General features: G+C 56.5%; 17 protein-coding genes and 1 pseudogene. 10 read left to right on the forward strand and 8 right to left on the reverse strand.

The window, feature by feature from the left end; all coding sequences use genetic code 11:
* The first annotated feature begins 7 nt into the window (after positions 1 to 7).
* Entirely contained in the window at positions 8 to 619 is a 612-nt protein-coding gene (locus IK012_RS04570; protein WP_173378188.1) for an ABC-type transport auxiliary lipoprotein family protein, read from the forward strand.
* 172 nt (positions 620 to 791) lie between these two features.
* Positions 792 to 3,227: an InlB B-repeat-containing protein gene (locus IK012_RS04575; RefSeq protein ID WP_290951144.1), complete on the forward strand. Its 2,436-nt coding sequence runs from the start codon at positions 792 to 794 to the stop codon at positions 3,225 to 3,227.
* Here IK012_RS04575 and IK012_RS04580 read toward each other — a convergent pair whose 3' ends face one another.
* Genes IK012_RS04580 through IK012_RS04595 form a run of 4 tightly spaced genes read right to left on the reverse strand, consistent with a single transcriptional unit; the run spans position 3,228 to position 7,671 of the window.
* The gene (locus IK012_RS04580; protein ID WP_290951147.1) at positions 3,228 to 4,391 is read right to left on the reverse strand and encodes a glycosyltransferase; all 1,164 of its coding nucleotides are present in this window, start codon (positions 4,389 to 4,391) and stop codon (positions 3,228 to 3,230) included. It lies immediately after the preceding gene.
* A 2-nt stretch (positions 4,392 to 4,393) separates the two neighbouring features.
* Positions 4,394 to 5,410 (reverse strand): hypothetical protein, encoded by a 1,017-nt coding sequence (locus IK012_RS04585; protein ID WP_290951150.1) that lies wholly within the window; start codon positions 5,408 to 5,410, stop codon positions 4,394 to 4,396.
* 12 nt (positions 5,411 to 5,422) lie between these two features.
* On the reverse strand, positions 5,423 to 6,232 hold the full coding sequence (locus tag IK012_RS04590; RefSeq protein ID WP_290951153.1) for a LicD family protein: 810 nt from the start codon (positions 6,230 to 6,232) through the stop codon (positions 5,423 to 5,425).
* The gene (locus IK012_RS04595) at positions 6,229 to 7,671 is read right to left on the reverse strand and encodes a polysaccharide biosynthesis C-terminal domain-containing protein (RefSeq protein ID WP_290951156.1); all 1,443 of its coding nucleotides are present in this window, start codon (positions 7,669 to 7,671) and stop codon (positions 6,229 to 6,231) included. Before IK012_RS04595 ends, IK012_RS04590 begins: the two co-directional genes overlap by 4 nt.
* Positions 7,672 to 7,772: 101 nt before the next feature.
* On the opposite strand from IK012_RS04595, the gene IK012_RS04600 reads away from it, so the two are divergent.
* From IK012_RS04600 to IK012_RS04625, 6 genes are all read left to right on the forward strand, one after another.
* Positions 7,773 to 8,840: a histidinol-phosphate transaminase gene (locus IK012_RS04600; protein ID WP_290951159.1), complete on the forward strand. Its 1,068-nt coding sequence runs from the start codon at positions 7,773 to 7,775 to the stop codon at positions 8,838 to 8,840.
* Position 8,841: 1 nt separating this feature from the next.
* Entirely contained in the window at positions 8,842 to 9,558 is a 717-nt protein-coding gene (locus IK012_RS04605) for a 2-C-methyl-D-erythritol 4-phosphate cytidylyltransferase (protein ID WP_290951163.1), read from the forward strand.
* 15 nt (positions 9,559 to 9,573) lie between these two features.
* A complete protein-coding gene (rpiB, locus tag IK012_RS04610) occupies positions 9,574 to 10,014 on the forward strand; it encodes a ribose 5-phosphate isomerase B (RefSeq protein WP_173343510.1) in 441 nt (146 codons plus the stop codon).
* A 143-nt stretch (positions 10,015 to 10,157) separates the two neighbouring features.
* A complete protein-coding gene (locus IK012_RS04615) occupies positions 10,158 to 10,601 on the forward strand; it encodes a hypothetical protein (protein ID WP_290951167.1) in 444 nt (147 codons plus the stop codon).
* Between the two features lie 31 nt (positions 10,602 to 10,632).
* Entirely contained in the window at positions 10,633 to 12,540 is a 1,908-nt protein-coding gene (locus IK012_RS04620; RefSeq protein WP_290951170.1) for a UbiD family decarboxylase, read from the forward strand.
* Positions 12,530 to 14,257 carry a hypothetical protein gene (locus IK012_RS04625; protein WP_290951173.1) on the forward strand — a complete coding sequence of 576 codons (1,728 nt, stop codon included), beginning with the start codon at positions 12,530 to 12,532 and terminating at the stop codon, positions 14,255 to 14,257. The genes IK012_RS04620 and IK012_RS04625 overlap by 11 nt, the downstream gene beginning before the upstream one ends.
* Here IK012_RS04625 and IK012_RS04630 read toward each other — a convergent pair.
* The 4 genes from IK012_RS04630 to IK012_RS04645 are packed head-to-tail and all read right to left on the reverse strand — an operon-like array spanning position 14,254 to position 19,746.
* Positions 14,254 to 15,861 carry a 1,4-alpha-glucan branching protein domain-containing protein gene (locus tag IK012_RS04630; RefSeq protein WP_290951175.1) on the reverse strand — a complete coding sequence of 536 codons (1,608 nt, stop codon included), beginning with the start codon at positions 15,859 to 15,861 and terminating at the stop codon, positions 14,254 to 14,256. The genes IK012_RS04625 and IK012_RS04630 overlap by 4 nt on opposite strands.
* Positions 15,862 to 15,892: 31 nt before the next feature.
* Positions 15,893 to 17,077, reverse strand: coding sequence for a DUF4912 domain-containing protein (locus tag IK012_RS04635; protein WP_290951177.1), 1,185 nt, complete (start codon positions 17,075 to 17,077; stop codon positions 15,893 to 15,895).
* A gap of 24 nt (positions 17,078 to 17,101) precedes the next feature.
* Complete coding sequence (locus tag IK012_RS04640) at positions 17,102 to 18,343, reverse strand: hypothetical protein (RefSeq protein ID WP_290951180.1); 1,242 nt, start codon at positions 18,341 to 18,343, stop codon at positions 17,102 to 17,104.
* The gene (locus tag IK012_RS04645) at positions 18,340 to 19,746 is read right to left on the reverse strand and encodes a hypothetical protein (protein ID WP_290951183.1); all 1,407 of its coding nucleotides are present in this window, start codon (positions 19,744 to 19,746) and stop codon (positions 18,340 to 18,342) included. The genes IK012_RS04640 and IK012_RS04645 overlap by 4 nt, the downstream gene beginning before the upstream one ends.
* Before the next feature lie 148 nt (positions 19,747 to 19,894).
* Between IK012_RS04645 and IK012_RS04650 the strand changes: the two genes are divergently transcribed.
* Positions 19,895 to 20,863 carry a hypothetical protein gene (locus tag IK012_RS04650; protein WP_290951187.1) on the forward strand — a complete coding sequence of 323 codons (969 nt, stop codon included), beginning with the start codon at positions 19,895 to 19,897 and terminating at the stop codon, positions 20,861 to 20,863.
* Positions 20,864 to 20,961: 98 nt separating this feature from the next.
* A pseudogene (locus IK012_RS04655) lies at positions 20,962 to 21,336 on the forward strand (threonine synthase); the annotation flags it as partial.

A 21,336-nucleotide genomic window follows, 5' to 3' on the forward strand; every position in this document is an offset into this window, starting at 1 on the left:
AGAGAGCATGAAGAAGTTTACGTTTGCAATTGCTATCGCGGCCCTCGCCGCCATGACCCTTACCGCATGCTTCGGCGGGAACACAAGCGAACCCACCCGCTACTACACGCTCGCCATCGAGAACATCGACATGCCGAATGCGGGAGCCCCCGGCGCTCGCCTGCAGGTGCGCAAGTTCGGCATCGAGCCCGCCTACCAGCGCAACAACATCGTCTACCGCGAATCCGCCTACGACTTCATGTTCTACGATCTCGACCTGTGGGCATCTCGCCCCGAGCAGATGCTCACGCAGGTTGCAAGCGAATACCTCGCGAAGAGCGGGCTTTTCCAGTCCGTGGAGACCAAGTCCGCCTCCAAACCGCAGTTCGAATTTACGGGCCACATCGACGCCATCGAAGAAGTCGACGAAGGCTCCTCGCAATACGCGAGACTCTCGCTCAGCCTTTCCTTCGCCAAGACCGAAGGGGACGCCCCCCTGTGGGAAAAGCGCTTCGACGAAAAATTATCCGTCGACAAGCGTGAACCCCGCCTTGTGGCCGAAGCAGTCTCCAAGCTGTTCGCCAAGTACATGGAAGAAGCCATCGGCGCCATCTCGCAGGCAGCTCCGTCCGCGCAGTAAGCCCGCGCATAGCGGCATACAATCCGCAATCCCGTGATTCCACGCAAAAAAGCGGGGACTATTCCACTTTGAAATAGCCCCGAAGTTTGCGTTTTTTTGCTTACATATATATCTTTAATACAAAATCATTTTTTGTGGAGATAATGTTATGCAGAAAAGCGCGATTTCCATAATGAAGAAAATGGCCGTCCTGCTCCTGACCGCAGGCATCGGCCTCTCCATGGCGGGCTGGGACGGCAAGTCCAAAGAAAAGCCCGAAACGACGGTCATCGACCAGAAGACCTTCTACCTCATCAAGAACGAGGCCAACCTCGCCTGGTTCGCCGATACCGTGAACCGCACCGCGGGCAAGAGCATGCTCAACGCCAAGCTGACCGCGCCCATGAACATGAGGCACAAGCTGTTCGTGCCCATCGCGGCAGGCAAGGGCGACACGCAGTTCGGCGGCATATTCGACGGCGACGGCTACACCATATCGGACCTCTACATCGACGCCGCCAAAATTGGCGAAATCGAGAACCCCAACTGCGAAAAGGAAAAGGCCAAGTGCAACGCCCAGAACGTCGCCTTCATCGCGGTTCTCGGCGGGGGCACGGTCAAGAACCTAGTACTCGAAAACGTCGACATCACCGCCTCCACGAACGCGGGCGACATCCTGAGCAAGGAGCAGCCGATTACGGTCGGTAGCGTCGTCGCCTGGCAGACATCCGGAACCATCGAAGCCTGCTTCGCCACCGGCAACATCCAGACCAGCGGCAAGGGTAACGTCGTGGGCGGCATCGTCGGCAACATGAAGGGCGGCACCGCCAAGAACAACCTGAGCACCGTAAACATCCACGTGAGCGGCGACGAATCGTACGCGGGCGGAACCGTGGGCGTCATCCGCGGGAATGTCACCCTCCAGTCGAACGCATACGACGGCAGCAGCATCGTCAACAACGGGGACGGCTCCATCGGCGGCGTGATAGGCCACCTCGAAAACGGGACGGCGACCTTGTCGCACTGCTACTACGACACCGACATCGCTGACGACGGCATCGGCTTTACCACGAAGGATACCACGAAGGTGGAACTCAAGGGATCCACCTCCGGCGAAAAGAACCTCAACAGCGCCACAGTCGTCTGCGGGCTCAACAACGGCAATCTGGCCGAGGGCTCATGCCCCGAGGGAATCTGGAACCAGGGCGCCACGCACATCTCGCTCAACAAGGCCTCGCTGAACGAAAACGGGAAAATCGTCTACCAGATTACCTTCGACGCGAACAAGGGCGTGTTCTCCAAGAGCGCGAAGACGAGCAAGCTGCTCGAAGCGGGCGAAACGATTACCGCGACCGAAATTACCGAGCCCCTCCGCGGCGACACCGTATTCGCGGGCTGGGCGCTCACCGCAGACGCCGAAACCCCAGCCGCAGACCTCGGGGTTGCCGCGAAGGCCACGACTGTCTATGCCGTATGGAAGAATATGTTCGCAATAACCTTTAACGCGAATGGCGGCGCATTCCTCAACGAAGCCGGAGAAACCGTAATCGGGGACGCTTCGAAAATCGTCGCCGAAAACGCAGAAATCAACATGGAAGGCATCCGCATAGGCACGACCTACGGGGTCGACGAGACCACCTTCTACTTTGTCGGCTGGGCCACCGAAGCGGACGCCGAAGAGCCGCTGGAATCGCTCGGGACAGCGACCGGCAACGCCACCTTCTATGCGCTCTGGCGCGAAGAAGTGACCTACACCGTGACATTCGACGCGGGCATCGGCGGGTATTCCGTCGCGTTCGTGAAAGAAGACGGCAAGGCGGTAAAGCCCGACGATCCGAAAGCCGAAGGCTACACGTTCGGAGGCTGGTTCAATGGCGAAACGGCTTACGACTTCGACGAGGTCGTCACCAAGGACCTGACGCTCACCTCCCAGTGGAAGCCGGTCGAATACAAGATCACCTACGAGCTCGGTGAGGGCAAGAACCACAAGGACAATCCGGCGACCTACACCGTCGAGACCGCGACCATCGCGCTTGGCGCCCCCACAAAAGAAGGCTACTCCTTCGACGGCTGGTTCTACGACAACAAATACACCGACAGGGCGACCCAGATTACGAAGGGCTCTACCGGCGACATGACGCTGTACGCCAAGTGGGAAATAGAGACCTTCACGGTTACCTACATGGCGGGCCGCTACGGGAAGGGAATCGTCGCATCCGACCTGAAGGAATACGGATTCGAAATCAACCTGAGCAAAAAGACCTATACCCGCGAAGGCTACAAGCAGACCGGATGGTCCACGACCGACGGCGGAAAACTCGCATACAAGCTCGGCGAGAAATACGACAAGAACGAAGGGCTTTCGCTATTCCCCTACTGGGAAGAAGACCCGGACGCCATCAGGCATAGCACCGTCGCGGCCGGCCCGAAGTTCGGGGCTGTCGCACACGGAAGGACGCTCGAGATCTACGGCATCGCCCCGGGCACAAGCCTGACCGTGTTCGACATGAACGGGCGCGCAATCCACAGGACGCTCTCGACATCCGCCAGCAGCTCCGTCACGATCGCGAAACCCGGCATCTACATGGTAAAGGCCGGCAACAACGTCGCGAGAGTCGGTATCAGGTAATCAGCCCTTCAGCAAGAAATCCACCGCGCGTTCCAGGTCTTCGACCTGACGCGCATGCACCTCAGCATAGCGTTCCGGAGCCCGGGACGCATATTCTTTATAGATTCCGGCATCGAGCAGCTGCACAAGGCGGTTCTTGATTTCGCTTACGGAATACGGGTCGAAATAGAGCACCGCGTCTCCGCATATTTCGGGCACGGAAGTCGTGCCGCTCGCCGCCACGGGCACGCCATAGCGCATGGATTGCACCGGTGGGTAACCGAATCCCTCGTTCAGCGAAGGGAACACGAACGCGTACGCATTCTTGTGCAGGAATTCCAGTTCCTTGCTTTCCACATAGCCGAGCAGCACAAAGCGGTCCCTGTGCTTGAGGTGGCGCAGGTACGCACGCGCATTCGTCGCCCCGGTAATGACCATCTTCATGTCGAGCGACTTGCCCTGCGATTCGTACATGCCCACCAGCTCGTCGAACGCGATGGCGGCGCGCAGGTTGTTCTTTTCCCAGCGGGCCCCGCTCGTGAGCAAGAAATACTTTTTCGCGGCAACTCCCGGCGGCAAAAATCCTTCCGGTTCATATTCCGTCATGGGGCTGTAGAATACCGGTATTTCCAAATCCATGAGTTCCGGGAAGAACGACTTGATGGACGCGCGGCTGTGTTCGCTCACGGTAATGGCGCGGACCTTGCCCTCGGCCATGCGGGCGGCAAGAGTCTGGTACTTGGGCTTGTAGAAATACTTCTTCCAGGATTCGCGGTAGCGAACAAGCGCTTCCATCTTCTGCCCGAACTTCTTCGCGAAACCCACGCCCGCCCAGCTGTACTGCATTTCGAGGGCGCGGACGCCGTGCCATGTGAACACGAAATCCTTCACGGAAATGTCCCAGCGTTTTTCGAGAGAGTAGAGCGGCGTGTAGAAAGTGTCGATGCCGTTTTCGTCAACGATCTGCTGCGGGGTCTTCTCGTTGATATCGAACAGGGGGATGCCCTTTTCCTTGCAGGCCTCGACAATCGCGGGGGCCAGATACTTCTTGCTGTCGAACGCACAGCAGAAACCCGCACCGCGCTTCACCAGCGCCCAGAAAATCACTTCGCCGTAACTTCCGCCGCCATGGAACTTGGCGCTATGGATGGGCTGGACCGCAACAAGGTTAAAAAGCAGGTTCATCCTCACCTCCCCAGGATTTTTCCGATAACCCTCAAGGGGAACACGAGGAACGGCATCTTCTTGTACAGCCACGCAAGCGACTTGGCGAAGGCGTAACTGCGGATGATGTAGGCGCCGGCGGCCCCCACCTTGCGGGTCTGGAACTCGAACGCTTCCTTCGCGTGCGCAATCACGTCGTCGTAATATTCGTTGATGGTAATGCTCTTGTCGGCATTCACCGTCACGGGAATGTTCTTCAAATTCGTGTAGAAATCCCTGCGCAAAATTTTCGGCAAGAAGAGATCCATGCTTGCGGGCACCTTGTGGCCGCGGGTATCGATGATTCGCGAGCCGAAGAAGTGCAACACCTTCGCCGTGGGCAAGAAACGGTTGCCGTAGGCCAGCTGGCAGTTCCAACCGCCGGGCATCTTCTTGGTGATGTAGCCGAACTTGAAGTTCGTCTCGGCGAGGCTAGCCATGTCGTAGGGGAAGTTCTTGGACACGCAATAAAGCCACAGCTCGTGCCAGGTCTCGAAGAACTTGCGCGCCTCGGGAGTATCCGCCGCAAACATCACTCCCCCATTGAAAATTTCGTCGTTCAGGATAGGCGAAAAGCCCATCATCTTCGCATTGTTCAAGACCTTCTTGCGGTTGATGGCCTTCGATAGGTTCGTGTGGAAATCGAGCACCGCGTAGATGCCGCCCATCCATTCCTCGGGAATCGAGAGGTCGCCCACGATCGCGATGTCGGAATCCATGTACAAGAAGTCGCCATCGACCACGTTGCGCATGACCGTCTTCAGGTAACGGGAGCGCAGCATCGGCGTGAACTTCTCGTCGAGCGTGAGCACCTTGAGCTCATCCACCGCATCCTTGAGAACCGCGCGCGGCCCCGTGAGAGTCGCCGCCGTCTTGTCGTCGGTCAAGAGCGTCACGAAGGCGCCCGGGTTATGCACGCGCAAAGAGGCGATCGCCACGAGCGTCTGCTCGCAGAAAAAATCCTTCGGGGAACTGGTCAGAACAAAAAGGTACTTCACCATGTCACAATCCTCCTAGTCCTTCCACCACGCATTGCTATCATGCGTAATGCGCTTTTCTTCGGGCGGGAGCTTCATATAGTCTCCATACATACGCTTGAGCAAATAATCGTAATTGGCAAAACTCGTGTACTCGCGGTTTTCGAACGGGAATACGGTCTGCGGAAGCATTTTTTCCTTGTCCAGGACGGAGTCGACGCGATTGTCGAAAAAGAGGCTCGTCACGTACTTGGACTTCTTGATATCGTAACGGCGATGGAACCATTCCACGAACCGGCAGAAGCGCTTGCGGCCCACGACATAGGTAAACGCATTCAGCACCCTCTTGTAAAAAAGATTCCAGGCATTCAGCGTCTTCGACGAAAAGTCCGTATCCATGGCAAGGCAAATGACGCGGATAAAAGCCGCAATCTGGCAATAGATTTTCGCAAAGAACATCGAAGACGGAAGTCCGTCGTACGGGAACACATCGACCCAGAGGCCGCCGGCTTCCTTGTGCCGATCCGCCTTTACCACGGTCCTGCCGTCGCATATCTTCGCGAACGGGTAGAAATAGTCGTCGCAGGTATCGTCCTTGACTTCCAGCCATTCCGCCTTCTTGACATTCTTGTCTTTCAGCAGGGCCAAAAGCTTGTCATAGTCATCGCGCATGACGATGATATCCAGGTCGTCATCCCAGGGGATAAAACCCTTGTGGCGCACAGCCCCCAGGAGCGTACCGCAAGCGATGTAGTAACGAAGCCCGTTCTCGTTGCAGATACGCGCAATCTCGTCCATGATGCCCATCAGGATTTCGCGATATTCCGCGTGTTCAATCTTTCTCATTTTGCACCTTCCGCCTGCTTACGGTCGTCATCGAGTTTTTTCTTCGCCACCATCCAGTAGAGCCCGAGGAGAGCGAGGATCACCACATAGACAACGGCCTTCTGCCACAGTTCAAGGATAAAGATATCCATGTTGATGACTATATAAAACACGATCAGGCCAACAATCCATACCGCTTGCGAAATGAGCCGCGAGGAATACGGACGGAGCCCCATCTTGAAAAGGTAGATGTTGTTGCAGACAATCGCTACAATGTTGTATGTAAGCATGGAGAGGGCGGCCCCCACCAGGCCAAACGCGGGAATCAGCAAATAGCCCGAAACCAAAGCGACACCGAGCGAAATCACATCCATGATAAGCGAATAGAGGCTCTTGCCCATGCCGTTCAGGACCACGATGGACATGCCGCCAAAACCTGCCACCAGGTGCACCAGCAAAAGGATTCCCAGGGTTTCCGGCTGCACGATAAAGTCCTTGCCCGCAATTCCGAGAATGAGGTCCGGGAAAAGCACGATGAAGAACCCGATGAGCAACTGGATAAACGTCACCATGAATACGCAATAGCTGTAAACCGGCTTCAAATCCGTATGGAGCCTTCCCTTGTCCATTCCCGCGACAACAGGCGTAAGGATAGGCGTAAAGCCCACGCGAATGGTCTGGAGCGCATTCGAAATGGTCACCATGATGCCGTAGGCGCCCGCCTTTTCGGGCCCGAGGAAAAGCATCACCATCCAGAGGCTGGAACGCACCAGGAACGAAGACACGAACTCGCCGAAACCGAGGGGGAGCGAATACTTCAGGAGAGCGCCGGAAACCGTTTTGCCCGGGCGGAGGGGCATATCGGGGAACTGCCCGCGCAGCAGCACAAAATGGACGCAGAAGCCGACAACCTGTCCGGCGAGAAGACCGAGCGGAAGGGCGTGCGGAATGTCCAGGAAATAAAGCGCGATGGACACCGCCGGAGCAAGTGTCACCGTCAAGAAGGAATTCACGAACACAGCATTCTGCGGGCGGCGATTGCCTTCCGACGCCGTGCTGAACACATAGGTGCCCACATAGAACAAGAGCGAAAGCGCGTACCAGGGCATTTCCTTCGAAACGAGCGGCGTGAAGGAGCCCACGAAAATGACCGCCGTACAGAACAGGGCGATGGCGGCCGAAATCCAGAAGGATTCCATGATGCCGTCGTGCGGAGAACGCCCGGAAAGCTTGTTCTGCGGAAGGTACCAGTAAAGGCCCTTGTCGAGGCCCAGTGTAGCGGAGTGCGCAATAGTGAGGAGGAGTGTCTGCGACGACACGAAAATACCAAACTCGGCAGCACCGAAAATACGCGCCATAACGAACGTCAGGAGCGGGCCGCAAACCTTGAGGATTGTACCCACGACATTGACGATCATGGCTTTTTTCAGGAACTTGCTATCAGTCTCTAAATTGCCCATGGTTTTCCAAATATAGATTTATTCCTCAAGGGAACCAGTCCAAGCATGGATAAGTCCCGATGAATTAACTATATTGTACGACAACACGACAAGGAGTCTGAATGTACTACGTAAATCCCATCATCAAGAGTTTTTTCCGCACGAACCAGCCCGAAGGACGCGGCAAATACGTGAGACTCGACCAGAACGAAAACCCGGATGGGATACCGCAATGGCTCTTTGACAAGGCGATGGCGAAAGTCACGCCGGAATACCTTTCCATCTACCCCGAAGAATCCAAACTCACCGAAGAATACGCGAAGGTCATCGGCCTCACCGCAGAAAACATCGCGCTCACCGACGGTAGCGTCGTCGCGATGGGTTATGCCATCAAGGTGTTCGGAGAACCGGGCAAGGACCTCATCTGCGTCACCCCGACGTTCGGCATGTACAAGGTCTACGCCGACATGCAGGGCATGAACACGAAGTTCGTCCACTACGAAAGCGACTACACGTTCGACATCAACAAACTGCTCGCCGAAATCAACGAGAATACGAGCCTCGTTTCCATCGTGAACCCGAACATGCCTATCGGCAACGCCTACACCATGGACGAAATCCGCAAGGTTCTCGACAAGGCCAAGGCGAACAACGCGCTCGTCATCGTCGACGAGGCGTACTACCTGTTCCACAAGGAAACGGCCCTCCCGCTCCTCAAGGAATACGACAACCTCATCATCCTCCGCACCTTCTCGAAGATGCTCTCCATGCCGGGGCTGCGCATCGGTGTCGTCATCTCCAGCGCCGAAAACGCCCAGTACATCCGCAACTACAAGCCGCACTACACGGTGAACGCGGTGGCGCTCGCCGTCGCCGAAGAAATGGTCGCGAACTACGACCGCGTCGTGAAAGAACTCACCGAGAAGTTCGAAGCCGGCAAGAAGTGCCTGCTCGAAGCCCTCGACAAGACCGGATATTCCTACATCCCGACGGAAGGATGCTTCATCTGCATCACGCCGAAGCACAGGACCGCCGAGTACATCACCGACGAGCTCAAGAACCGCGGCATCCTCATCTTCTGCGGCAAGGGCGATTCCGCAGGGTTCCTGCGCGTCACCATCTGGGACAAGAAGTACATGGAAATGTTCATGAAGGAACTCGTTCAGATCGACGTTCCGGAAGGAGCCTAATATGAAGCATATCGCCATCATCCTCGCGGGCGGAGTCGGAAAGCGCATGGGAGGCGCAATGCCCAAGCAGTTCCTCTCCCTCAACGACAAGCCCGTAATCGTCTACACGCTCGAGAATTTCCAGCGGAACGAGAACGTCGACGGCATAGTCGTCGTGTGCGTGGAAGACTGGATTGAGCACCTGAAGGAAATCCTCGACGAATACAAGATTACCAAGGTGAAGTGGATTGTCGCAGGCGGCGACACCTCGCACGATTCAACGAGAAACGGCATCTTCTTCTTGCGCGACAAGCTCGAGGACGGCGACCAGATTATCATTCACGATGCCGCCCGCCCGATCCTCCCGCAGGCGGCCATCAACGAGATGTTGCGCATCTCGCACGAGAAGGGCAACGCCTCGCTCGCCATCCCCTGCCACGAAACCGTGCTCTTCACCGACGACGGCAAGAGCGGCGACAAGGAACTCGACCGCAGTTCCATCATGCGCGTGCAGACCCCGCAGGCCTACAACTACAAGTTCATCCGTGAACTCTACGAACAGGCCGAAAAAGACGACAAGCACGACTTCATCTACGCGGACCTCGTCGCCATCTACTACGGCAAGCGCATCTATTTTTCCAAAGGTTTCACGAACAACATCAAGATTACCCGCAAGGAGGACATCCCCCTGTGCAAGTCCTTGATGAAGTTCAGCGAAGAAGACCTGTTCAATTCGTAATATCAGGAGTCAAAAATGTTCAAGACCATCGCCATCGGCTGCGACCACGCCGCCGTAGAATACAAGGACAAGCTCAGCGCCATCCTCAAGGAGCAGGGCTACAACGTCCTCAACATGGGTACCGATTCCACCGAATCCTGCGACTACCCGATTTACGCCAACAAGGTATGCGACAAGGTCGTTTCGAAAGAAGCTGACTGCGGCATCCTCATCTGCGGCACGGGTATCGGCATGAGCATGGCGGCAAACAAGAGGAAGGGCATCCGCGCAGCTGTCTGCGGCGACCTCAAGTCTAGCGAATTCACCAGGCTCCACAACAATGCGAACGTGCTCTGCATGGGCGCGCGCATCATCCCCTTCGAACTCTGCGAGCAAATTACGAAGAAATTCCTCGAAACCGAGTTCATGGGTGGCAAGCACAAGGTGCGTATCGACATGTTCGAGCCCGCCGAATAAAAAGGCCTCTGGAATCCCGTTCCGGCGGGATTCCTTCCAAATCACACTTTTTTACACTCGCTACGCATTTTTTTTACTAAATTAATTGATGTATGGTACAGTTTAGTCAAACGTCCTGGCAAGAATTCTCGCTTCCCAATGTTATGGAAACGCTTCAATATGCGCCCCTGAATTTGACTATCGGCCAAAATCCGCTGCTCCATTACATCTTCCCGAAGGAACTCGAAGCCGGAGCTACCATCAAGTACCAGCTCCAGTACGGTTTCAAGATCATCCGCTGGACCGGCATCATCAGTTCGATAAAGGACAACTGCATCACCGTCCGTCTCGGACAGGGCCCCTTCCGCGGATTCACGGCCAGCCACAAGTTTGTATCCGAAGGGCACATGACCGCCTGCTACGACGACCTCTCGTTCCAGGGCTTTACGGCAGTCCCCGAAGAAACTTTCGCGGAAATCGCCTCCAAGGCGAGCCTCGTGTATGCGATATTTGCCCGCAAGGCGGCACGCGACGTGTACCTCGCCGTAGAAACCCGCAAGAAGACGCAATCCTTCGGCGCTCTCGATATCGGAGCCACCGCCGGCTAACGCAACCGGTAACATTCCCATGTACAGGAACATGAGACAGGCCCTGCAGGATCTGGAGAAAGCAGGTTTGCTCAGGCGTATCCGCGAAGAAGTGGATCCGCACCTCCAGATGGCAGAAATCGCCCGCCAGGCATTCGACCGCGGGGGCCCTGCGCTCCTTTTCGAGAAGGTGAAAGGATGCCGTTTCCAGGCGGCGGCGAACATTTTCGGGACCCGCGAGCGCATGGAATTTCTGTTCCGCGATACGCTAAAAAGCACGCGGACCGCAATCTCCTTCAAGTCGAACCCGGTGGATTTTTTCAGGCACACGACACCCGCAGCGCTATTCCGAGCGGCGAAAGCGGGCATCCGCGCGCTCCCGAAGCGCTCGGGCAGCATCCGCGACTTCGAGGAATGCACGCTGGCCGACCTCCCGCAAATCGTGGGCTGGCCCGAAGACGGCGGCGCCTTCGTGACGCTCCCGCAGGTGGCATCGCGCCCGGCCGAACACGCAGGCTTTCTGCAGACGAACCTCGGCATGTACCGCGTGCAGATTTCCGGCAACGACTACGCGGCAGACGAATGCGGGCTGCATTACCAGATAAAGCGGGACATCGCGCGCCACCACAGGAAGGCAATTGAGGAAGGCCGCCCGCTCAAGGTGAGCGTGTTCATCGGAGGTCCGCCCGCCCATACCGTAGCCGCGGTGATGCCCATGCCGGAGAATTTGTCCGAACTGACTTTCGCCGGAATGCTCGGCGGGCGGAGATTCCGCTATTTCGAGCACGATGGTTACCTTGTCTCCAGCGATGCCGAATTTTGTATTTTAGGGGAGATGGCTCCAGACCTGAAACCAGAAGGCCCGTTCGGCGACCATGTGGGGTACTACTCCGGTAAGCACCCCTTCCCCTACATGCGCGTGAAGAAGGTGCTCTGCAAGAAGAACGCCATCTACCCGTTTACTTCCGTAGGCCGCCCCCCGAAAGAAGACACCATCTTCGGGGATTTCATACACGAGCTCACGAAGCCGATGGTACCCGCATCCATCCCGGGGGTACACGCGGTTCACGCGGTCGACGCCGCCGGAGTGCACCCGCTATGCCTCGCCGTCGCAAACGAGCGGTTCGTGCCCTACGCCAGGCCCGAAAACCGCGAACCGATGGAACTTCTCAAGACAGCGAACGCGCTGCTCGGATTCAACCAGGTCTCGCTTTCCAAGTACCTGATGGTGGCCGCGAAGGAAGATGCAAGCGGCACGCTAGGTGCCAGCGAAATTTCCGCCGATAGAAGCGCAAGGCAAGACGCCCGCAGGTCACTGGATGTCCGCGACGTGCCCGCATTCTTCGCGCATATCCTCGAGCGCATCGATTTTTCCCGCGATCTGCATTTCCAGACCTCCACGACCATCGACACGCTCGACTATACGGGCACCAGCCTGAATCACGGGTCGAAACTCGTCATCGCCGCCGCCGGACTAAAGCGCCGCGAACTGCGCAACGACGCCGCGGACCTAGCAAGCCTGGCGCTACCCGCCGGCTTCACGAGCCCGAAAATCGCCATGAAGGGCGTTCTCGCCATCCAGTGGAACACAACGGGGGCCGTACCTTCGTCCGGCGACATCTCCCCCCTGCTGGATTCGCTAGCGAAGTGGGAGTACCGCGAGAACTACCCGTGGGTAAGCATCGTGGACGACACTTCCACCATCGGCGCCAGCACTCCAAAGAGCCTCGACGATTTTATCTGGATGACATTCACACGCTCCGACCCCGCGCAGGACGCCTACGGGCCGGACGCGCACTTCGTAGACAAGCACTGGTCCATCCAGGCACCTATCGTAATCGACGCGCGCATCAAGCCGCGCCACCAGAAACCGCTCTGCGTTCCCGAAACCGTTATCGGAAGCGCAAGCAAGATTCTCGACAATGCGGGTTTTCCCTTAAGGAGGAGGAATGCGCACTAAGTTCATCGTTTTTTTATTGTCAACATTGTTCGTTCTTTCGGGTACGGCGGCCGCGCACAAATGCGGCATGGCATTCGCCTACCAGAATAGGAAAAACGCAGCCGCCAACCCCAAGGGCTTCGCGGCAAAGCGCATTACAATCGCCAGAGCCCAACAGAGCTGCGATGCCGACGCCTACTACGATACCGTCCTCACCCGCGAAACAGAGCACTTCCAGATTTTCTACACCCTCGACGAAGGCCCGCACGCCACGATTCCCGAGTTCATCGATTCGCTGGCCGTCGCGCTCGAAGACGCCTTCCATTTCCACACGGTAACCATGGGCATGCGCATCCCGATGGGTATCGACACTACAAGCCATTACCAGAAGCCCGTCAAAAAAGGACTCTACCCCATCGAAGTCGCCGACATAGACTTCTTGCGCGACCCCTACAACACCTTAGGCTCGGATTACTGCCACGGCTGTTACGGAATCACCTTCCCCGATCCCAGTGCCAATGGCGACCACAACAAATCAGGAATCATCATCGACAACGACTTCCACTATGTGCCCAAATATTCCAGTCGCGAGGGTTCTCTCGTAAAAGACGGGAAAGTCTGCAACTACCCCCTCGCCTCGGAGGTCCAATACAACCGAGCCCATGGTTATTCCTATGCCGACAATTGGGACAAGGCCATCCGCGTAACAGCCTTCCACGAGCTCTACCATGCCGTCCAGTTGCGCTATACCCACCTGTTCGAGCACTGGTCCCACTGGATAGAAGCCTCCGCCACGGCAAACGAAGAAATCGGGGTCCCCGACGTAAACGACTATTTCTTCTACATTCCTTATTTCTTCAACAGCATGAACGAATTTCCGCTTTACCTAGTAGATACCATCGCTTATGGCGACTACGGAGAAAGCATCCTGTACCTGTACCTCTACAAGCACGTCGACAAGCATTTCGACAAGGAAATCTGGGAGAACTTTGCAAAAACCCCCAACATATCTTTCGAAGAGAATCTCGAAAAAGTACTCAACAAGCGCAACCTTTCCGCCGATTCCGTATTCCACGATTTCGCGACACGACTCACCCTTTCTGGAGAAAACGCCAATACAGTCGACAAAAAACTCTGGGTATGGGATGACCAGCCAAACTGGGAATCACCCAGGATAAGGTCGGCAAACAGCAACTATTCCGACAGCAAGGAAGATTATTACTACGGCAAAGAAACCTCCGCCTCCAACAAATTCGTACCGGACACTTCCTTGTACTCATTCCGTTATTACGCAGGCGGAGAACCGGACCTTGAAAACTACAGGGGGCGCGCCTCCGTGCTCCTGTTCAACGGGAACAAGACCGAAATCCGCAGGATCGCCAACACTGGCACAATCGATTCCATCAACAGGGAAACCTTCCTCGCCGATTCCATCTTGTGGGTATTCAGCCGGTTCGCGAACCCGAAGAGCATCCCCGAAGTCATCAAGGATTCCACGCTGCGCGCATTCCCCGTTCCCTGGCGCGGTTCCGGCATGCTGTGCTTCACTCCGCTTCCCGACACCAAGAAATTCATCGAAATCCGCACGGGCCGTGGTGAACTCGTACTGCGCGAGCCGTACACCAAGACGACGCACTGCATCAGCGAAGAACGCATCAAGGAAAAGATGAAGCCGGGCGTATACCGCTTCCGCGCAGGCGCCAGCGGAAAACTCGAGAAATTCCTGGTAGTGTACTAAAGCAACTCGCCGATCCAGGGGAAGAGATTGTCCTGGTTCTCGAGTTTCGCGAGGAGCGACGTGTCGGGCTTCTTGCAGCCCTCCGCAAGCCCCGCCATCGCAGAGGCATAGAGCGAGCACACGTTTTTGTAATGCCCGTTCAACCGCGACTTCGCATAATCCGCCGCGGACTTGTTGTGAATCATGAACGCCCAGTCAGAAGCCTGGAACAGCAGGAGTTCGCGGGCCATCTGCTCGTAGAAGCGCCGGTAGAGTTTCGCCTGCGCGCCACCATTGCAAGCATCTAGCGCCTTCTTGAGCGCATCCATTATCCCGCGCATGCGGAAGAACAGCGGGTACTCCCAGCATACCTCGTCGTTCATCCAGACTTCGCCGAAACCGCCCTCGCCCCACGAGGAGAACGCCGGGTTATGTACGTCCCCGTCGCACGAGGAATGCATCGTGGATTCCAGCGACGCCATCTCCACCGTATTGGAACAGGCGGCGCGTTCGAACATCTTCTCGATGAATGCGGGGCCTTCGAACCACCAGTGCCCGAAAAGTTCCGCATCGTAAGGGCAAAGGATGGATACCTTGTTGCCCTCCATCTTCGGGAGGAGTTCGGTGACGGTAGCCTCGCGGTTAGCCACAAAGAGCCTCGCGTGGTCTTCGACCAGGCGGAGCGCGTTCCACGGGCGGTAAACTTGCTTGTCCTCGCTACCCGTAATGCGGTAGTACTTGAGCCCCGTCTCGATGGGGGTCGAACCCGCCATGAAGTAGTCGCCCAGGTAATCGGGCTCGCGTTCGTATGCGATATCCTTGAAGAACTCGCGGTATTCGGGATGCCCGGGGTAGCCTGTCTTGCGGCTCCATACTTCCATGGAACTGCCCTGTTCGCGGCCCATGCAATAAAGCCCCGCAGGGGTCTTTATTGGCGCAAATACTCCGTATTTGGGCGCGGGCTTTGCCAAAAGCACGCCGTGGGTCTCGAGGAAAAAGTACTCGAACCCGAATTCGGCGAGAAGGCGGTCAAGACCTTCGAAATACCCGCATTCGGGGAGCCAAAGCCCGCGGGGCCTAAACCCGAAGGCTTTTTCGAAAGCCTTCACGGTCACGCCGAGCTGCAGGCGAATCGCCGTCACGTCGGACTGGTAAGCCGGCAAAAACGGATGCGTCCCCACGCACGTAAGGAGCGTGAGCTTGCCGCAATCCGAAAGCCTCTTCAGCGAAGGCACGATTTCGCAATTGCAGATGCGTTCCCAGTAGTCGATAAGCGAGCGCTGCCTGCGGGCATAGAAATCGATTACGGGCAATCGTTCCGGATCGTCCGCGAAGCGCACGCGTTCCTTTTCGAGAAGCCGTTCCTGCATGTGCAGGTGGCGCGTGAATTTTTTCAGGAGCGATTCATCGGTGAGCATCGCGAGGAGCGCCGAAGATACGCTCAGGTTGAGCGTCCCGGGCACGCCCTTCTCCTCGAGCCGGAAAAGCATCTGCACCACCGGCAAATACGTCTCCGCCATAGCCTCGAAAAACCAGTTCTCTTCCAAGAACCGGTCGTATTCGGGTTCGCGCACAAAAGGCAGGTGCGCATGCAACAGCAGGTGTATCTTACCGGGCGCGGACAATTTGCCCTCGGGGTCTATCGAGCAGGCGCGCCTACTCGGTACGCTTCACGACGATGGGGACAATCGTTGTCGGGAAATCGCCATCCTTGTCGGTCGCGAACACCGGGATAATCTTCGTAGAATCCGGCAGGTCTTCTTCAAAGCTGAAGGTGCCGTCCGGGTTCAGCGGGAACGGTTCGCCGCGCACCTGCAGGTGAGCGTCGGGGCGCGTGCCGCCGTAAACGATCAAGCGGGTCTTCACCCACAAGAAGAAATCCTTCCCGTAGTTCACGGAATCCTTCGGGAGTTCAAGCTTGTTGCTCTTGAGGGCCGCACTCGAAAGCGCGCCCGAGAACATGGAACCCGAAGAGCTGGAAAGCGATTCGAGCCAGTTCTTGGCCGACATGCTCGAAAGGCCCGAGCTGCCGAAACCGCCCATGGCAGCGCCCCCGAGGGATGCGCGCACAAACACGTCATCGACATTCACTTCGGAACCGTTCGGGGTATAGGCCTGCACCGGCGCGGATTCGACCAGCGGCATAAAGTTCTTGCCATCGGCAAAGCCGAGTACGGCCACCGTATTGTCCGTAGCCTTGTTCTCCACATACCAGCTGCGGGCATCGGCAGGCACTTCCACATCGTGGAACTTGCGCTTCTTGGCGCGCTTCACGGTGAGGTCGCCCAGAACGTCGAACAAGCGGAGCACCAGTTTGCCCTTGCCCTTCTTCGCCTTCTTGATACGGTCTTCGGAAACATCCCAGAAAGCCTGCATCCAGTTCGGATCCTTCTGCATGAGCACGAGGTATTCCGGGTCGAAGGTCTGCGCCATGCTGGCAGTCTTCGTGACCGGCTTCGCGGCGGCCTTCACCGCAGTCGCCTTTTCGGCAAGTTTCCTCACCGCGGCAACCTTCTTGGCCACCGGCTTCGCAGTGACCTTAACTTTCACATCGTTCTGTTCCGATGCCTTCGGGGCGGACTTGGCCACAGCCTTGGCCGGGGCCTTCGCGGCCTTTGCCGCGGGCTTAACAGCAGACTTCACAGAAGCCTTGGCAGCCGACTTCACCGTCTCCTCGACAGCCTTCACAGCCTTCGCGGGCTTCTCCGCCGCAGTCTTCGCCTTCTTAGCGACGGTCTTCACCGCAGACTTCACAGCAGTCTTTATCTTGGAGGTCGTTTCCTTTACGGCCTTCTCCACCTTCTTGGTGGTATTCGTCTTCTCTGTTTTTTTCGTAGCCATTTCTAGCCTCCTACAGTAAAAAAACTATCGACGGGACTGACCCCAGTTGCCTATGCCCATAAGGCCCAGGCGTATGCCGAAGAACACCTCATCCCAGTTGCCCTCGGATTCCGAGAAGCGCTTGCCGCCCTGGAGCGCCAAGTCGAGAGAAATGCCCTTGCGACCGAGCGGGAAACCGGCACCGATGGAGCCGCCCACTTCGTAGACATCCGCGACATACCAGTTCTTGAACCATGCGCCAGCACGGTAGGTTACCCTATCCAGGAACGGATCGTAATAGAGCGTACTTCCGTCACGCTGGTAACCGATAGATGCGACAAAGTCATCCTGCGTCTCGGTCGTGCTTCTCATGTCGTAGCTGCGGCCGACGTTTTCCACGTCCTCGTCCCACTTGCGCCACTGCAAGTCCATCATCACGTTGTGGCGCTTGGCCAGGCGGTAGTTCACGCCCGTAGCGAACAACGCCGGAATCTTCACCTTGCGTTCGATGCGGCTCGGGACAAGCGTATCCAGTTCCGAGAAACGGAGCGTGTAATCCAGCTTGTTGAGGAGCGTATAACCCGTGGTGTACGAGAAGTAGAACGAAGACTGGCGCCCGCGGTACTGCACCGATCCGGAGTAGTAGGCCGGATGGTGTTCGATTTCCCAGGAGCCTTCCACGTAGTCCGTCAGTTCGGCGCTGTTCGTCGCCCAAATATCCTCGTCGGCGATGTCATCGTTGTTCGGGCCGAGCGTAAGGCTACGCATCATGCTGCCCATCACGATGTGCACGGATGCGCCGAGGGAGATGTTGCGGAGGTACGGGAGCCTCACGGCGTAAGTCGGGACAATCTCGTAAATGCTGCCCGAGTACTCGATTTTCGCATCGGCATGGGTCAAGGTATCCACGACGCTCTCGCGGATAGACGAAGAATAGTGCTGCCACAGCGAAACGCCGAACGCGCCAAAATCGCCCATCGGGAACGACAGGTTGAACGAAGGCGTCGAGATGTTCTTCGTGAAGTAGCTATCGCCGTTCGATTCGATGGCGTACATGTCCATGAGGAAGTTCAGGTTGAACACGACCTTCGTGTCGAAAGCCATGCGTGCCGGGTTCACGACAGAAAGGCCTTCCGCCTCGCCCGTCTTGGCCCCGCCCGCAAAACCGCGACCCGCGGCAGCGGCAGAACCGCCAACAGTCTGTTCTTCGCCCAAGGCGTCAATACCAATCATGGAAGCCGATGCGAAAGCGGCACAACAAAGGATCAATCCTAAAAACTTTTTCATTCTTCACCTCCGCGCTTGGTAGCAAGCCAGAGTTTGAGCTGAGCAGGCTGGCTGAACGTCTTGCCGAAATCGTATCGGGCGTAATCGAAATATTTGAAGAACACGTAGACCGAGTCACCATCCGCAGTCTTGTAGTCCGTATAAAGGGAATCCTTGTCCTGCAGCACCGGGTAGCCGAGACGCACCATCATCTTGAAGTTGCGTCCGTCCTTCGCCTGGTTGATGAGGTCGCGCAGGCCATAGGTCACCTGGAGCGAGAGCGAATCGCCGTCGTAGAACACCATGTTCGGATGGCCCGATTCAGCGACGAGTTTGCGGTTCACCTTGTACATTTCCATGCGGCGGATTTCTTCGTCGAGGCTGTCGACAAAGGAACCAACGACAACCTGGATAGGCAGTCCCAGTTCAGCGTAGCCTTCGGCGTCGTCTCGAACCAGATTGAGCTGGGCCAGGACGACCGCCTGACGCACGTCGTTGCCGTCGCCCTCTTCAAACGGGAAGGCATCGCCGTAGAAATCAGAAAGCGCCTCGAGAATCTTGTCCGACGGGTATTCCACGACGATGGAATCGAGCACGCCGCCATGCACAACGAGGCAATCCTCGCAGGAATCGTTGTAGACGACAATATTGCTCATGCGGAAAGGCGGAAGCCTCTTGATGTTCGTGTCCGAAACGGAGCGCATGCGGAACTCGGGCGGAAAATCGCTGTTCGGCCCGTAGAAGCGGTAAAGGCGCTTGGCCTCCGGTGCGGAGACGCGCAGCTGGAGGTGGCATGCGGGGCCGGCCTTCTTCATATCCTCGACAAAAGTCGAAGGCAGGTCAATCCTCACCAGGGAATCCTTCGCCCCGATGGAAAGATCGTAGGAGGTATCCGCGGAATTGTCCGCCTTCCATTCCTTGAGTTCTTCGAGCCAGTCAGTAACAGAGACCTTGCCCACGCTGTCGACAAAGGACTTCTTCTGCCCGTTGTCGAGAATCCATTCAAGCTTCAGGTCGAGCGTTTCCTCGTACGGGAGCGAATCCTTGGGGAACTGCTTGGCGCTATAGAACTCCTGGTTCACGAACAGCACGACGAAGGCGGCAGCCGAGTCCGCATCCTTCATCTCGCCGAGGAACGAGGAATCGATAAACGCGAAATCGAAGACGGCGTCGTGAGACAGGCCCGCCTGCGTACCGAAAACCACCCTTTCCGTCACGGCGAATACCGAATTGCCGGCATACGCTTTCGCGGACACGGGAGTAAGGTCTTCCACCGTGAGCATCTGGACCTTGTAACTATCAGGCAGCCCCTGGTCCGAAAGCCAGCTGCTCAAGCTCGAATCGCTAGAATCGAAAAGACAGGCCGTCAAGGCAATCGCCCATACGACCAAAAAAGACAATAACGCGATATTTTTCTTCTTCACTCGGAACTCCGAATCGTGTTGAACATTTTTTCGGACATTAATATAGAAAAAGAGCCCTGTTTTCGCCCAAATTCGGCAAAAAACACCCCCGTCTACGCACCTACACCCCCCAAAAAAACATATATTAGAGATAAAGTAGGAGACTATTATGAAATTACGTTTTCGCCTGGGTAAGTTTTTATTGTCCGTAACCGCCGTATTCTGGGCAAGTTGCAGTGACGACGCCCAACCCCTCTATGGCACCATTGGCATCGACGATTCCGTCCCGGAATCAAGCGAAACCCTGGAATCCAGCAGTTCAGTGGCCGTCAGTTCCGAAAGTACCGAATTGTCGTCAAGCGTCACTCCCGAATCGTCATCCTCGGCTCCCGACGAAAAATCGTCCAGCAGTTCCGTACAATACAGGCTCGCCAGCGACACGAGCGTGACCTGCAAGGCAGAACAATTCATTTACAATGAATGCGTATATACAGCCTCACCCATCAAAGACTGCTCGTCTCTCAAAAACAAACTAAACAGCAACAAGACTCTTTCCACTGAAGAAATTGCAGAAATCGAAGACGACCTGGAAGAATGCTTTGGTGAAGCCCCCCTTTACGGAGTCCCCTCCTGCATGAACCAAATGAGAGTACGCACAGATTACAAATGCTCTAACGGCACGACTTATTCCTATGCGAAGGACGGGCTCGTCTATACGACCCAGGAATTTATCGACCTGTTCGCGAGTAGTTCTAGCGCCGAATCCAGCAGTTCCGCCGCACCCTCCCCGCTCTGCCAGAAGACGGACTTCGTTTTAAGGGATATAGTCGCCGACAGTTGCATAGCCCAGAAATTGGATAGCCTTGTTGCCGCAGGCGAAGACGTTTCGGACAACTTAAAGAATTGCGTCAATTCTTCGTACCGCAGAGCGTACAATGGAGAATACGCGCAAACCCAGATTTGCGACGGCGAAACGACAGTAAACCCGCGCTACCAGGCCAAGCTGGACTCCATCCGCAAAGAAGTCGACAAGACAATCAATCTTTGCAAGGCGCCCGATGTTCCGGCCGATAGCGCCAAAACCCCTGCGGACAGCACCGTGACGCCGATAGACACCGCCGCGACATCACCGGAATAGCGCCTTATAAACACTTTTTCCTGCATCCCTAGTAACTAGGAACTAGGAACAAGGAACTCCAATTACTATATTTGCCCTCGTAAAATCAAGAGGACATTATGGCCCAATTTAACGCGCATTTTAGGAACATCAACGGGGACGATACCTACCCGCTGACCGACGTCATTTACCGCAGCAAGGTGGACGGAAGCCTGCTCGAAGTCGAGCACGACCGTAAGGCCCTTGCAAGCAAGAGCCCCGACGAATGGAAGAAGCTGTTCGCCGAACGCCGTATGAGCTTCGAACCCGCCGACATGAGCGGTATCTGGAGCAAGCGCGAGATGGTTCTCCCCGACATGCCGCTCGAAGACATCGTGACGATGCGCGAAGGCTGGAGCCCGCTCTTTGACGCCGCCCCGCTCGCCCGCGAACTCGGCATCGGAAGCCTCAAGGTCAAGCTTTGCGGCAACTCCCACACGGGTTCCTTCAAGGAC

The sequence above is a fragment of the Fibrobacter sp. genome, from assembly GCF_017551775.1.
GTDB lineage: Bacteria > Fibrobacterota > Fibrobacteria > Fibrobacterales > Fibrobacteraceae > Fibrobacter.